A 13,863-nucleotide genomic window follows, 5' to 3' on the forward strand; every position below is an offset into this window, starting at 1 on the left:
TGCCAGAACAAAACCAAATCGTACAAAGTGTGTAAGAGTTTATTAATGAAACAACTTTAATAAGAAAGTTACTCACTTTGAAGCAAAAATAATGCGATATAACCTAAATAAAGATAACTATATGTAAAACATGAGTTTTATATTCCATCGAACTCGGATAGAAGCTTTTGATAGTCAGCACTCATGTTGAAAACAAAATCTCCATGCTCTGCCTGGAAGGTACCGAAAGCCATCAACGCTGCAACCGCAGGATCTATCTTGTTACCGGATTTCTTTTTGTTGGGCTTTATGTTGGCGTTAGCGTCGGACTCCATCACCACGTTACCAATAGCCCAGGACAGAACCGGATCGCCACGATGGCGCACTACTTTACGGTTAACGAACACCTCAAAGGATTTAGCAACCGGGCTGAACCGCAGATAGGTTTGCTGGAACGGCTCCACATCGATGCCCGCTCCCTGTAGCTGTGTACGCAGATGCGTCGCGTTCCACGTATCGAAGCCCACCAGCCGGATACTGAATTTTTCAGCGTCGCGCAGGATATCATCACGGATGCGGTCATAGTCGATACAGTCGCCGGGCGTGGTGCGAATCCAGCCCGCGTTCACCCACTGGCGGTAGATGGCGCGGTTTTTGTTAGCAACGTTAAGCAGCTGCGCTTCCGGCAGATAATGACGGGTAAGAAGTCGGATCTCCCTGTCGAACGGGAAAGCGTAACTTATACTGGTGATATCGCTGGTTGAGGACAGATCAAACCCGGCGTAACACTCCATTCCGGCCAGGTCTTCTTCAGAATAATCAAGTGCACAGGCATCCCATGCCCCGGCCCCCATCCACGGCGTGGATCCCTGACACCAGATATTGAAACGTTTAGTCAGCATTTCCACCCACTGCGACGGTATGCCCCGCGCTTTCTGGATGGTGGATTCCAGTTTCGCGGCGTCAACGGACACATGCAGGTTGGGGTTCGCCTTGATCCACATTTCCGGCTGTTCAACCTCGCTTTCGTCGTCCAACTCGTAGATCAGGACAAACAGCGAATCGTTGCTCTCTTCCCCTGCCAGAATCTGACAGCAGTAATCGTAATGCTGTTTACAGGCGGAAACGACGTTACTCCCGGCAGTAGTGATGGCGAACAAAATCGCCTCAGGACGTGCGCCCATACCCAGCTCAAGCGCGGAATAAACTCCGTTATCAGGGTGAAGGTGGTACTCATCGACAATCGCCAGGCTTGGGTTAGTCCCTTCGATAGTGGCCGCTTTTGCCGCCAGCGGTTTTAACAGGCTGTTGCTCTTCGGGAAAATGATCTTGTGCGCCTGAATATTGACGCGCTTTTTCAGCGGTTTTGACAGCAGGCACATCTGGCGGGCATCGTCGAACACAATACGGGCCTGATCCCGGCTCACCGCCGCCGTGTAAATATCCTGCTGGCCTTTTTCCATTACCAGGAACCAGTTAGCCAGCATGGCGGCCACAGTGGATTTGGCATTCTTGCGCGGCACTTCGATAAAGGCGCTGCTGTACTTTCTGCGACCTGTCTCCCTGACCTTAAAGCCCAGCAGATTAGCGAAGGCGAACTGCTGCCACGGTTCCAACGCGATTGGCTGGCCGCGCAACGGACCTTTGACGTGAGGGCAAAGTCGCGAAAACGCGATAAACCGCTCTACTGTCGCCGTATCAAACTCATAACGGAGATCATTCAGGTCTGAAAAGTACCTTTCGACGGCCTGTTTTACCCGCTTACAGGCCGGAATTTCGCCAGATTTAATAGCGCTGGCGTAATCATTCCATACGGTCAAGTTCGTCTTCCTCTTCAGATTCAGGCGGGTTACGGCGACGGCTCACCGGATCAAAGCCCAGCAACGACGACATTTTTATGAGAATTTTTTCGGCATCAGCCTTTGCGCTCAGTGCCGGGTTCCGGCTCTCACCGCCCTGGCTGTTCACAATGCTGAATCCCCGTGTGGCAAGGTCTTCCACGGCTTTGCGGTACATCGAATAGTTGACGCAATAAAGCTCAAGGTTGTTCCAGTCGGCAGGCGTCAGATCACCACGTTCCGCCAGTTGCTTCGCCTTTGCTTTCCACTGCTGCGCCGCGATTTCATCAAGGTAAGCGGGCGGTTTCGGTGGTCTTGGCATAAATCACTATTTTCCTTGTCGTTTTATTTTCAAAAAAATCACTGTGCATAAAAATTTGAGGGAGCGGGTGGTTCCTCGCCGGGAGGGGGTTGTCTTTGAAACCTCCCCCACCCCGTTCACGCTGACTCATGTGTTCCTGTTCACTCATGAGTAACCTCATAGACCCAGTCATTGCGGCGCTGCGCTGCTTCTTCCTGTTCCCGGAACAACCCGGCTTTACGCTGATGCTTAGTTAGCGGGTCCGTCGCGGCTGTCTTGCGACCATGACAGGCAGCACATAACGGCTGGTGGTTACTGGCTGGCCAGAACAACACATCACCTTCGCCCTCAATAGGTATGATGTGATCGACGATAGTTGCCTGCTTATAGACGCCAGCACTATGGCAGTGGGCGCACAGCGGATTAGTCTTCAGAAAGAGGAGCCGGTATTCTCCCCATCGGTTGGAGTAACCGCGTTCTGTGCGTGTGCCTCGTCGGCTATCACTCTGCCGTTGTGCATTCCGTTTGTGTTCATCACATTTGCCGGACTTTACCCGTTTATTACATCCGGGCTCTGTACAGCGTCGTAAAGGTTGCCATGGCATTTAATACACTCCAGGTTCCCGGTAGTAGTTCCACAATGACGAAGTGCTAAAGGGAAGCTCGGACGTTTTTTCTGCCGCTATCTCCCGGTGCTCATACCAGTGACCGACCAGTAGCAGACATCCGACCTTCAGCGCAGGATTAAACTCGAGACCGTCATCAAAACGCCTGCCGATATGTTTCTGGCAAATCTCCAGCGCGGCGACGATATACCCGTTTATCAGGGCGTTCTCATCATCCCCGTCGATGCGGCAATGCAGTTTTACTTCTTCCAGAGTTATTAATTCAGCCATTGGCCACGCCTCCTTTACAAAGGAGTTCAAGACTTGTGCGGTTGTTATCCGGGAGGGCCGCCTCTATACCGTAAATATCACCACTGACTGCGGGTGACAGATATTTCACCCTGTGTCCCTGCTTAACATCACTGCGATAGCGTATCCATATTCTGACTGTGGCCTCAGAGGACAACGAATCGGTAGCCAGAAGCTCCCGGCCAGAGATACCTTTTACCTCAGCCCAGATCGTGGCGTAGTCCACCCAGCGTTTTATCGGTTCCCCCAATGGCCCCTGACTTTGCTCATAGCGCTGCAGCGTTATACGATGTTTTAATCCTCCGGCTCTCATTCGCTACCCTCCTTACTTTTATTGTTATTTACTTCGATCTGCTGCTTCCATGCCTGGCTGAATTCGTCCCCACCTTCACGCGGTGGCATCCCCTCACGTTCGCGGGCTTCATTCGGATTCATAATTCCGTTTTTAATACCGCGTTCGTAAGTGGCGTAGCGTTCGGTTGGTGTAGCGCGGAGAAGGTCAGCAGAATCGAACTCAACCTGGTAACGGGTACCGGATACAGGACGGGCCACCAGCAAAGCGGATTTGATTTGTTGTTCGAAATTCGCCAGCCAGGGACGCATGGTCATTGTGAGAAATGCGCGGCTCGCTTCGCTGAAGTTGCTGTAGGTACTGTTGCTGTATTCCTGAAGAAAGATCGGAGAAACATTAAACATACGGGCAATGTCTTCAATGGAAAAACGCCGGGAAGCCAACCATTCAGCATCCTGATTACTCATGCCCAATTTTTCGTAATCCATTCCTCCTTCAAGAATGGGCGTTTTCCCGGCATTTCGTGCACCCTTGTACCGCTCCAGTGCATCCAGGGCTTTTTTACCGTTCACGCCGTCAAGCCAGTCTTTTGCTTTGACAATGCCCGCCGCCATCATGCCCTCTTTCATGATGTTAGCGCCGTGGCGCTGCTGGGCCAGTCCAAGGCCCAGCGCTTCCCGGCAGATGGTTATCGGTGAGCGCCCCAGAAAACCATCGTCCGTGGCATAACGCAGATGCAGAATCTCTTCCTGAAGATAAGTACGGGTGATTCCGCTAAAGGGTTCAGTAATAGTGTATTTGTAACGGTGTCCGGACAGACGCTCCGGTACTACGGCCCCCGGTGCATATGGATGCAATGATCCAGGCTGTCCGTCACGGCCCCAGCGGATCACTGCATAAGCGTTACCGTTCAGCAGACAGTGCCGCATCATCGTGCGTTTAAACTGGTACGGTGTCTGACAGTCGTTCGGCTGCTCATTCAGCAGATAATCAACCGGGTGATTACTCAGCCACTCCCGCGCCTCACGCCCTTTATCATTCGTAACCCGGTAGAGATAACAGGGCATGGTTGCCACTGCTTCACTGATGACCGATACGGCGTTCATGACAGCCGGCAGAGATTCCGCCGTCCCCGCAGATACATATTCACCGGATCCGGTATTAGGTATACCCGCCATCGCCAGCCATTCATCGATGGCCATGCTGCGTTGTTCTGCCTTACGGCTGAAAGGCCAGAGAGTCCACATATCAGATCTCCACAAGTTCGGCCCAGCGTCGGCGGTTATCGCCAGCGCGGCGTAACTCCGGATACTGGGAATAAAGCGAGCGGTGTGCAATTTCCACACCGGACTCCGGGTAAGCAGGCAGAGAAGTGATCGTAATTTCACGCAGTTCAGCAGCGGTGACGGTACGCAGATAAGGTGACTGGGTAATATCCCAGTTTTCTTTCAACGCCCGGAATCCAAACGACATGCCTTCTATATCGCCCCGTTCCACCAGCTCCAGCACATCATTACCTAACTGTGTATTGGGTGGTGTTAGTTCAAATCGCAGACCCGTATCATCTTCCGTCAGTATCAGCGTGCCGGATTTGGTACGCCCCAGCAGTTGCGTATAGTCATGTTCAAATAAACAGCGCACATCATTACCGGAAGTGAGATAGCCGGAAAATGCCCCCGGCGTAAACTGTTCGCGGAATTCGTCCCAGATGATTTCTGACAGGCTGTTCCAGCACACCGCATAACCCACCAGCCTGCGCTCTTTGGCGATAAGTTCTGAGGTGCGAATTTCAAAATTAACGGTATCCATAACGGACTCCATAAGACCAGAAAGGGGCCGAAGCCCCTGTGAGTTATTTGGTGGAGGAAGCAGAGATTTCGAGCAGCTTGATGGCACCAGAATCAACCACACCACCGCCCAGGTATTTATCCGTATGAATTTTGATAAAGCCTGGTTCGGTGATGTTATACGGGCGGGTGCGGGTGCCTGTCTCATGGTCAATGATGAAATAACCACGTTTAAAGTCGCCAATACCGATCAGGTTGTCCGGCATGGTTTCGAGATATTCAACAGGGAGGCCCAGCAGCGTATCCGGATCACCTGCCTGTAAACGGTCGCGCCAGATGTAATCCCCGTTACCGTTTTTCAGTTTCTGAACGGAGGCCGCCATATTGGAGTTCATCACCCATACAGCATTTTTTCGGTATTTCGCCCGGAGTTTAAATTTCAGATCAATCAGTAAGTCGGCATTTAGTGCAGCACCTGTAACGGACTGAAGCGTACCGAACGGGCGGGTTTTGTCTCCGTCCTGGCTGCGGGGATAAGAGAGAAAACCTTTCGCTTTTTTCACGCCGTCGCCGGATCCCAGATCCGTTTCTTCGGTATCAACGAAAGCATCGCCAATTTCAGAGGACAGCCAGCCCATGATATCCACACCAGAAAAATCGATGATTTCCTGTGTAGTCTTCGGATAGGTGTAAACCGGGAAGAGTCGGATACTGACTTCTTCCAGTTTCGGCGTAGTTGTCTCACCACGAGCTTTTCCTTCCTCGCCGTGGTTCACCCCCGCTCCGCCCACAGAGACAAGCTGTTTAAACTCGTTACTGCCGATTTTTTTCACGGTGCAGATTTTGCGCATAACAGACTCATCGTTGAGCTGCTGCATAATCTGTTTGTTAAGTTCGGGAATAACGGTATAGCCGCCATCTTCCGGAATGCCGGTAGACAGGCTGCGGGCTTCCCCGGTCAGAATGTAGGTGCGTAGTTCGTCGTTGCTTACGCCGTTATCGTTCACCGGGTGACCCGGCTGGTTGCGTTCTTCGCTGGCAATGGCTTCGTAGCGGCTGATGTCAGTATCGAGTGTCTGGGCGCGGGAGCGGAGTTCATCAAACTGCGTGCCCTCCTCGTCGGTGAGACTGCGTTTTTCGCTGTCGGCTTTTTCAAGCAGGTTACGCATCTGCGTTTTGAGTTCAGCTTTCTGCTGGCGTAATTCGAGTAATTTCTTCATGGAGTGGTTTCCGTAACAATGAATGTTAAGACGTGAAACCAGCGCTTTAAGGGATGTCCACCCGGAGAGAAAATCGCGGATCTGCCGGAAGAACCGGGTGGACAGTGGCGGCTCACGTCTGAGTGCCACTCTTCAAGATATACATGAAAAATATAAAGAAAACCCCAGTAAGAGATTGGGGTAGCAGTGGGTAAAAAGAAGTAATAAAAATTTACAAAAAACATCAATTAGGAGTAGTCTGAATACCGCAGGGCCGTACTTAAAAAAGTTTAAAGGAGTTTTTATGCCAACTAGCCGTACTGGAACAGATGGTAAGAAAATAACAATTCCTGATGGTTGGACATCTCGTCAGGGAACAGATGGAAGGGTAGTACCTTTACGCCCAGGTTCAACTTCTCGGCAGGGTACTGATGGCCGAGTAATTGAGATTCGCTCCGGATGGACATCCAGACAAGGCACCGATGGACGAGTTACAGCTATTCCACCAGGTGGAACAAGTCGCCAAGGAACCGATGGTAGAGTTGTGGCTATTCCGCCAGGTGCAACAAGCCGCCAGGGTACTGATGGTAGAGTAGTCGCTATTCCTGCTGGATATACTTCAAGACAAGGTACTGATGGCCGAGTCATAGCAATACCACCAGGAAGATCCGCAATCACTCAGCCAAGTGGTAGATTAAAGCTGGCACCAAAGTGATTAACATGGCCTAGAGTTTACCTAGGCCTTTGTTTACTTCTCGCTCATACACATCGGGGGGTCTGGTAACAGAGCCCTGTATCCTTCCAAATGCTCAAGTAAGGCATCGAGTTGTTCTGTATTTGTGACGATACGTTCCCCAGAAAGAGTATGCATAATGAAACCGTGCGGATCGTCCCAAAAAAAAGCTTCTTGCTCTAATGCCTCCCGGTAATCAGCAGTAGACATTGTGTCCAAACTGGTTAGATTAAACTTTTCCATATGTTCCATACGTTCTTCATTGGTGATTGGCATATCTCGACTCCAGACCTATAAAATTAAATAAATACCCCTTAAACATCTAGCCTTTCTGATGTTGCAAATTAACCAATAAATTCAATGCATTAAAAAAACAAAGAAAACTTTAAAGTATACGATACTGTCTATTACATCAATTGCTGATAACTGTTTGATTATTTAGGTAAGTAGAACCGCTAGACAATTTATCGGATAGAAGGATGTTTTGAATACAAAAAACCCGACCGAAGTCGGGTTGATTTCAAAGCAACTAACGCTTAGCAGTTGCACACGGGGATAGCAAATACCTTCGCCCGTTTAGGATAACTCAGGGTCCCGTCAGGGTTGCGTTTGTAGGGTCTGAAGATGACCTCACAAGCGTTACCACATTTTGGACAGATTCCGTTAGCCATAAACATTACCTGTTTTTATGTACAAGCTGTAATCCCATCCAGCCTTGTAACTACGCAGGTTAACCGCTATTCTTAAGTTCTGATACTTAAAGAGACGCAGTTAATCTGCACTCTGGAAGAAAATCCATTTTCTTCCCCCTAAAGCCCTGCTCCCCAGCAGGGCTTTTTTGTTTAGTCGCTTGCTGGCTGTGAAACCGCAAAGGACTCAATAATGGTACTGATCCTTCTCGCCTCGTCTTTGGTCAAATCACGAGGAAGATTACCGATGATTACGGTAAGTTCGTCACGAAGAGGAATCGGCAGTTCAAAGGTTTTTACTAAAGTATTCTGCAAACTGACCGGCGATGATTGGTTGTTTTTCACAGGCGATCTACGCTGCTTCACGGTCACATCTTCGCCTTTCTCATACGCAATAAATTTTGCGACAGCTCCGTTAAAGCGGCTGATGTAGGATTTTTGCGTATCCTCAGCAATACCATTGGCCATAACGTAAGTGTTAATGATACCGGTCGTATCCCACTCATCTGCAGGCACATGGTCAGAAATAAAAGCTTTGACTAAGTAGCAAACGCTACGAACGTTACCAGCAGTGCTTGGTGACGCACCAGTGATGTCAGCATACTGGTCGATAAAACTGTAAAAGTTAGCCTTGGATAAGTCCATAATTCTAACCTCCTTAAGCTTATAGAGCTCAACATGCAAGAATAATGGCACAACATTTCTCATTGCGCAAGATCACAACACACAAGATCTTTAAAAGATCTGTAGGATTAGCATAGTATTGTGAATTGGAGTGGTGAGGAGTGAATAGCGATGCTGTAGTACGAACAAGTTGAATCAAAGTGTACACAGTACCTTTGCTCGCTTAAGTTCTAAAATCCATATCACCCTTGCCGCTCTTTGCGCATTTCACGCCGCATTTTCTTTTGCCGCATATGAGTGCGGCAAGCGAGATTGGTTGAAATGGTATAAACCCAGTATTCATGCGGAGTTGAGAGCATACCAACTTGCCGCCGCACTTTTTCCAGGTATATATGAAATAAGTGCGGCAACAGCGCAGATTTAAAACAACTAGCGCACCAACCGCATTTGCTGCCGCAATTATTCACCTGAGAGTATTGTAATCACGCCTTGATAATCGACCTCTATTAGCCCATCGCGGATCAGTTTCTCCAGCCATTTGTGAAAGGATTTTCTAGCTTTCTCTCCCATCATGGCCTCCATATCATCACGCAAAACAGCTTTGTTGCATGTTTCTCCTTTTGCTTTTCTGCTACGAATACTCTGCCAGAGTGCTGCATGATTGCCCGTCAGATTCTTAATCTCCGCCAGTTCAGGGTCCAACTCTCTTGCTTCACGTGGTATATCACGAACAACCAGCGACGAGACTATTTCACCATCGCGGTCGGTGAACAGTTCTACCGTACGCAAATCGAAAGCAGCTTGTTTGGGTTCTTCTGTATCTTTCATCTTGGTGCAGGTAAGAATTATTGCCCCACCTTCCCCCTCACGCCGAATGTTAAACTCTGCATCAAGTGCAGCCCTGAATGCGCTGGAGCCCCGGGCTCCCTTTGTATCATCCTTCCCAGAATGGTGGACCACTAGTAATGTGGCTCCGGTTTCACGCTTTATAACGTCGCAGCCTTCAATAAACGCCCCCATATCCCGGGCATCATTCTCATCATTACCGCCAAAACAACGGGCCAGCGTATCTACGACGATCAGGCGTACCGGCTGTCCCGTTCGGGATTTCACATCCTTTGCAGCTTTTATCATCTCTTCTGTTTCCTCACGACGCACCGGGAAGACGGGACGATTGACCAGAAAAAGATTATTCAGCTTCACATGATGCAATTTCTCCCATGCTTTAATACGGCGTGGAACACCGATCCCCCCTTCTCCAACAACGTACATCACAGCACCTGGTGAGACAGATTTTCCAGCCCATTTAAATCCTCCCGCAACATGGCAGGCCCAGGATACAGCTAGAAAACTTTTGTAAGATCCACTGGGACCGTAAATACTGCTCAGGCTGTTTGCAGGGAGATAACTTTTTAGCGTGTAATCTTGTTCTTGGTCATATCCATCAGATCCAACGCTCAGCGGCAAACTATGACGCATAGAATCCTCTAGTACAGAATCCTCAATCCGTTCGCGCAAACGTGAAAGATACTCTTTCCAGTTCTCCGGCTGGTGGTCGGGAATCCCCTTGTATAGCTTGGCATCTTGCACTCCTGCCCGCGCCAGCTTCTCGCCAATGGCGTTTATCAGTCTCGGTTCAATGTTCCCTGCCAGATATACACGAGCACTATGCCGCCCCTTATCAATAATTTGCAGGTTGTCCAGCTCAGCCAGTTGCTTTGGCCCCAGATAGATAGGAGGCGTGGTATCTTCTGCAATTTGCTTACCCAGGCCCTCTTCCCATCCCTTTGCATGAGCGTAAGCATCAGCCCCGGCAAAAATGATTGCCTCTGTAAATTTTTCCTTTGGCAAAAATTTTAAGTTCGGAGCACGTTTCATTTGCCCGCTCTCTTAGCAGCAATTAAAGCCCGCAAATACTGAATTTTTTCTGCTGTGTTATTCGACTTGTACCATTCGCTGAACGTCTGCCGTTTTACCGGACTGAACTCCCTTTCAAATCGTTCGACCGGGAAAACACACTCTCCGGAATAACCCTCCCTGATATACGTAATCCGGTTATCAGTAACCATTTTCACCTTTACCCGTTCGCCCCGGTTATCCTTGAAAATATCGCCCGGAAGGATTTCAGGCCGAGTCTGGCCACCAGCAGTTAAGCTGTTAATTTTCTTTTTCATGGCGTTAGTCCTTTTTGACTGGCGTTACGCGATAACCGGCGCGTTCGAGAATGTGATCAAAGAGTACTGGTGTACCGATAATTTCATCCGGACGTAATACCGTATCTCCTTTAACTAAGCCGTTTTCAACATAAAGCAAAATACGACCGGAAAAATTAGGGGAGACATGCAGTGAGACGTTCAGCATCGGAATTTGACTATCCATGAACCCCTCCCATCACATTCAATTCATAAGCACCGCTGGCGTACTGGAACAGAGAGCATTCAGAGCGAATCTTTGCGGCAAAAGTCAGATCCCAGCGGGAATACCATTCTCTGGCTTCTTTCTCCGTGTCGGCGGCGATGCGGATCACTACGGGTGTGCAAGTCTGGCCCTTCGGTATACCGAGGAATAGCCATGTAAATTTGGGGTGAGTTTGGGTATGCTGTGTTCCAGCCATAGTCGTTACTCCAATTAACGGTTTGTGGTCAGACGCCCTGTATGTGTTCCTAGCACTACGGGGCGTTGTTTTTATAGACTCACACATGTTAGTGTATATGCCTATTTGAGTTAACCATAAACCTATAGGCATATACATGTCAATATCTCGAGATAAACAGCCTAAGGGTGGCGGCAAGTCACCAATGCTACCAATCCGCATTCCTGCTGAATTACGCAAGCAATTTGATGAGCTAGCACAAGCTGAGAACACCAGTACCAGTAACTGGCTGAAGGAGTTAGGTAGAGCGGAATTGCGCCGACAGGGCATCGAACCAAAAGGCTGATTTTGACCACCAGCAGTAAGCCTGGTAATCTGTCCATGATTTATTTTCGTTTGATTACACTGGCGGCCCGGCATGGCCGCCTTTGTTTTATTTGCCATATCCAGCCCCTTAAACCGTCTGCGTTCTGCGGGTGGAATCCAGATAAGCATCCAGATCAGACTTGAAGTAAATGACCTTCCGACCGACCTTATGAAAGGGAATTTTTACCTTGCCAGTATGCGCCCAGTTTGCCAGCGTCTGTGGGTTCACACCAAGATGAGCTGCGGCCTCATTACGAGTGAGTCTTTTAGAATAATTCGATTCAACCAAATGCATAAGTAGCTCCGTGTATTATTGGTTCACTCTAATGTTTTGATTTTTCGCCAATAAGGTGAGAAGCAAATATTCAGGATGGAAAGCTACTTATGGGGAGGGGTATCAGCTATTCCCCCTCCCTATTTTGTAATCTAGCGCTATGCGTAATCCGGTGGAAAAACCAAATCAGAATTAATGTATTTCTTAGGTTTAGGAGGTAATAACTTTTCTTTTTTTATCCAGCTATCTACCGTTCCTTCATCAACTCGTCCCTCATAACGGTTCATCAACTTTGCGATCATTTTCTTTTTAGATAAAGCGGGATTACTCTCCCAGGTAACTTTCATAATCGCCACAATTTCATCATGCAAATGATGCCGGTGCCCTGAAGCTGCATCACTTCTATTTTTTTTAACAGCACCGTCAATAATGTGATTAATATAAATATCCGATAACGCTACGCATCGCCCAAACCTATCAGCCAAAGCGCCTAACTCTTTGGCGAGGTCTGTATATCCAAGTACAGCCAAAACATTCACAGCCTTAACCAACACATTTTCATCATCCGATAATGGTCTGGTTTTCTCTTCCATCTGCATTTCGGAAAGGCTACTCGCTATCCACTTTTTTTCTCTGATAGTTTTTCCAGCTAATTCTTTTTCAATAAATTTTACATGCTCATCTGCATTTTCCGAAGAATAGCTTTTTGCCAATTTTTGAAATGCAAGCATACTGGCCACATGCTCGGCATCCACTCGTTTTAAATAACTCATTTCTTAACCTGCATATGATTTTGGCTTAGTATTTCAAAAAGCATCTTACGCTTCTCATCATCAGTCAAATTGCCTAACGCAGACAATAATTGTGCATCGATGGCTTTCTTGCTTTTCACAAGCCCGGCATGTTCTAGGATGGCCCGTTCAATTCGGGTAGCTGGCTCGAGTAGTTCATCAGCACCAAAATGAAGATAGCCCTGAGTAACATCTGCACTACGCATCGTTCGGTGGTTCATCAGTCGTTTGAGGATATAACTACCAACGCCCACCAGCTCGGCGACAGTACCGAAAGTACGGCGGGCATCGTGCCATTTGAATGGGATTGGCTGGAGCAAATCAGGATTGGGGTCTGGGACTGTGGCGGCACTGATTCGATCAATTACATGGCGATATTCTTTAATGACTCCTTTAACTCCAGGAAACACTAAAGCCTCATTTCCGTTTTTCATTTTCAGTCGGCGCCGGAACAGATTCAGCAGAGTTTCAGTGATAGGCAGCTCGAGCGGATCGCCATTCTTGGTGGTATCTATCCAGAAATAACGACCGCCAATATTCACCCGATTCCAGGTTAGTTCAAATATTTCAGATTTACGCAGCCCGGTGAACATCGACATTTCTACAGCGTCACATATTGCGGCAGCTACATCGTCTCGTCCTTCTTCGGCCTTATCACGAACTACAGCGACGGCATTTAACCAACGAGCAAAGTCATGGGTGCGGATGCGCTCTGTCTTTCTGATCGTGCCATGCCACTGACGCTTTGTACTCAGCACCAATGTTGGCGGGTCAGGTAACAGCGTTCTCCCTTCTTCATCACGATAATGATCATGTGCGAAACGATATACGGCGCGTAGAGCTCTGGCCCACAGGTCAGCCTGAGCTTTGCTACCGCTTCCTACCCCAGCCCTGAGCGTTTCTTTATCAGCGCCAAACCAGACTGAACCATCAGTTACTGCTTTGTGACGATGCTCAACACGATCACGCGAAATAGTAGCGAGGGACTGTTTCATCCAGTCGCCGGAGTAATTTTGCAAGATAGCGCGATATTGCTTTTCGGTTGTGGGTTTAAGGCGGTGGCCACGGTTCTTAATATAGGCATCCAGCGCATCAGCAAGCGTGACAGATGCCTTCTCATTGACACGCTTTTCCACATTAGGATTTTTCCCGGTGGTCGCTACGTCACCCAACATTTCGAGTGCCTTTGCCCTGGCATTATCAATAGTAAGATCCGGAAAACGGCCCAGCGTGGCCCGGATGAATTTTCCATTTCTCTTACGTGAGATACAGAAGCTTTTCACACCACTGGTACCAATACGGATGCGCAGGCCATTAACGATGGTATCGCCGTACTCAACCTGGCCACGTTCGGCAGGTGGGAGGTTTTCGAGCTTAGTTTTCGTAAATTTGAATGTTTCCACAAACACTCCACACCAAGCGATCGGGGTATCCTGAAAATCGCTTGTTTTGCTCTAGGATACCTATAGGATACCGCAAAGGA

The 13,863-nt window shown here is 48.6% G+C and carries 17 protein-coding genes; all 17 read right to left on the bottom strand.

Annotation, left to right across the window (positions count from 1 at the left end; translation table 11 throughout):
- Window positions 1–137 precede the first annotated feature (137 nt).
- The 17 genes from KE671_RS11550 to KE671_RS11630 all read right to left on the bottom strand — a co-directional run bounded on the left by KE671_RS11550 (window position 138) and on the right by KE671_RS11630 (window position 13,783).
- Window positions 138–1,799 (bottom strand): terminase large subunit, encoded by a 1,662-nt coding sequence (locus KE671_RS11550; protein WP_206163076.1) that lies wholly within the window; start codon window positions 1,797–1,799, stop codon window positions 138–140.
- Window positions 1,783–2,139 (bottom strand): phage terminase small subunit P27 family, encoded by a 357-nt coding sequence (locus tag KE671_RS11555; protein ID WP_206163077.1) that lies wholly within the window; start codon window positions 2,137–2,139, stop codon window positions 1,783–1,785. Before KE671_RS11555 ends, KE671_RS11550 begins: the two co-directional genes overlap by 17 nt.
- Before the next feature lie 140 nt (window positions 2,140–2,279).
- Complete coding sequence (locus KE671_RS11560; RefSeq protein ID WP_206163078.1) at window positions 2,280–2,723, bottom strand: HNH endonuclease signature motif containing protein; 444 nt, start codon at window positions 2,721–2,723, stop codon at window positions 2,280–2,282.
- Window positions 2,724–3,014 carry a head-tail connector protein gene (locus KE671_RS11565; protein WP_001650759.1) on the bottom strand — a complete coding sequence of 97 codons (291 nt, stop codon included), beginning with the start codon at window positions 3,012–3,014 and terminating at the stop codon, window positions 2,724–2,726.
- Window positions 3,007–3,345, bottom strand: coding sequence for a phage head closure protein (locus KE671_RS11570; protein ID WP_206163079.1), 339 nt, complete (start codon window positions 3,343–3,345; stop codon window positions 3,007–3,009). Before KE671_RS11570 ends, KE671_RS11565 begins: the two co-directional genes overlap by 8 nt.
- The gene (locus KE671_RS11575) at window positions 3,342–4,571 is read right to left on the bottom strand and encodes a phage portal protein (protein WP_206163080.1); all 1,230 of its coding nucleotides are present in this window, start codon (window positions 4,569–4,571) and stop codon (window positions 3,342–3,344) included. The genes KE671_RS11570 and KE671_RS11575 overlap by 4 nt, the downstream gene beginning before the upstream one ends.
- 1 nt (window position 4,572) lies before the next feature.
- On the bottom strand, window positions 4,573–5,133 hold the full coding sequence (locus tag KE671_RS11580; protein ID WP_206163081.1) for an HK97 family phage prohead protease: 561 nt from the start codon (window positions 5,131–5,133) through the stop codon (window positions 4,573–4,575).
- A 43-nt stretch (window positions 5,134–5,176) separates the two neighbouring features.
- The gene (locus tag KE671_RS11585; protein ID WP_206163082.1) at window positions 5,177–6,331 is read right to left on the bottom strand and encodes a phage major capsid protein; all 1,155 of its coding nucleotides are present in this window, start codon (window positions 6,329–6,331) and stop codon (window positions 5,177–5,179) included.
- 727 nt (window positions 6,332–7,058) lie between these two features.
- Window positions 7,059–7,319, bottom strand: a complete 261-nt coding sequence (locus tag KE671_RS11590; RefSeq protein WP_071692241.1) for a hypothetical protein — start codon at window positions 7,317–7,319, stop codon at window positions 7,059–7,061.
- A 566-nt stretch (window positions 7,320–7,885) separates the two neighbouring features.
- Complete coding sequence (locus KE671_RS11595; RefSeq protein ID WP_206163083.1) at window positions 7,886–8,377, bottom strand: hypothetical protein; 492 nt, start codon at window positions 8,375–8,377, stop codon at window positions 7,886–7,888.
- A 438-nt stretch (window positions 8,378–8,815) separates the two neighbouring features.
- Entirely contained in the window at window positions 8,816–10,234 is a 1,419-nt protein-coding gene (locus KE671_RS11600) for a helicase RepA family protein (protein ID WP_071692239.1), read from the bottom strand.
- Window positions 10,231–10,530 (bottom strand): DUF4222 domain-containing protein, encoded by a 300-nt coding sequence (locus tag KE671_RS11605; RefSeq protein WP_206163084.1) that lies wholly within the window; start codon window positions 10,528–10,530, stop codon window positions 10,231–10,233. The genes KE671_RS11600 and KE671_RS11605 overlap by 4 nt, the downstream gene beginning before the upstream one ends.
- Window positions 10,531–10,534: 4 nt before the next feature.
- Entirely contained in the window at window positions 10,535–10,735 is a 201-nt protein-coding gene (locus tag KE671_RS11610; protein WP_206163085.1) for a hypothetical protein, read from the bottom strand.
- A complete protein-coding gene (locus tag KE671_RS23065; RefSeq protein WP_432759332.1) occupies window positions 10,728–11,393 on the bottom strand; it encodes a host cell division inhibitor Icd-like protein in 666 nt (221 codons plus the stop codon). The genes KE671_RS11610 and KE671_RS23065 overlap by 8 nt, the downstream gene beginning before the upstream one ends.
- A 10-nt stretch (window positions 11,394–11,403) precedes the next feature.
- On the bottom strand, window positions 11,404–11,610 hold the full coding sequence (locus KE671_RS11620; protein ID WP_064542224.1) for a helix-turn-helix domain-containing protein: 207 nt from the start codon (window positions 11,608–11,610) through the stop codon (window positions 11,404–11,406).
- A 137-nt stretch (window positions 11,611–11,747) separates the two neighbouring features.
- Window positions 11,748–12,362, bottom strand: a complete 615-nt coding sequence (locus KE671_RS11625) for a hypothetical protein (protein WP_206163086.1) — start codon at window positions 12,360–12,362, stop codon at window positions 11,748–11,750.
- Window positions 12,359–13,783 carry an integrase family protein gene (locus KE671_RS11630; protein WP_206163087.1) on the bottom strand — a complete coding sequence of 475 codons (1,425 nt, stop codon included), beginning with the start codon at window positions 13,781–13,783 and terminating at the stop codon, window positions 12,359–12,361. Before KE671_RS11630 ends, KE671_RS11625 begins: the two co-directional genes overlap by 4 nt.
- Window positions 13,784–13,863 lie beyond the last annotated feature (80 nt).

This window comes from Citrobacter amalonaticus (assembly GCF_018252635.1).
Taxonomy (GTDB): Bacteria; Pseudomonadota; Gammaproteobacteria; order Enterobacterales; family Enterobacteriaceae; genus Citrobacter_A; species Citrobacter_A amalonaticus_E.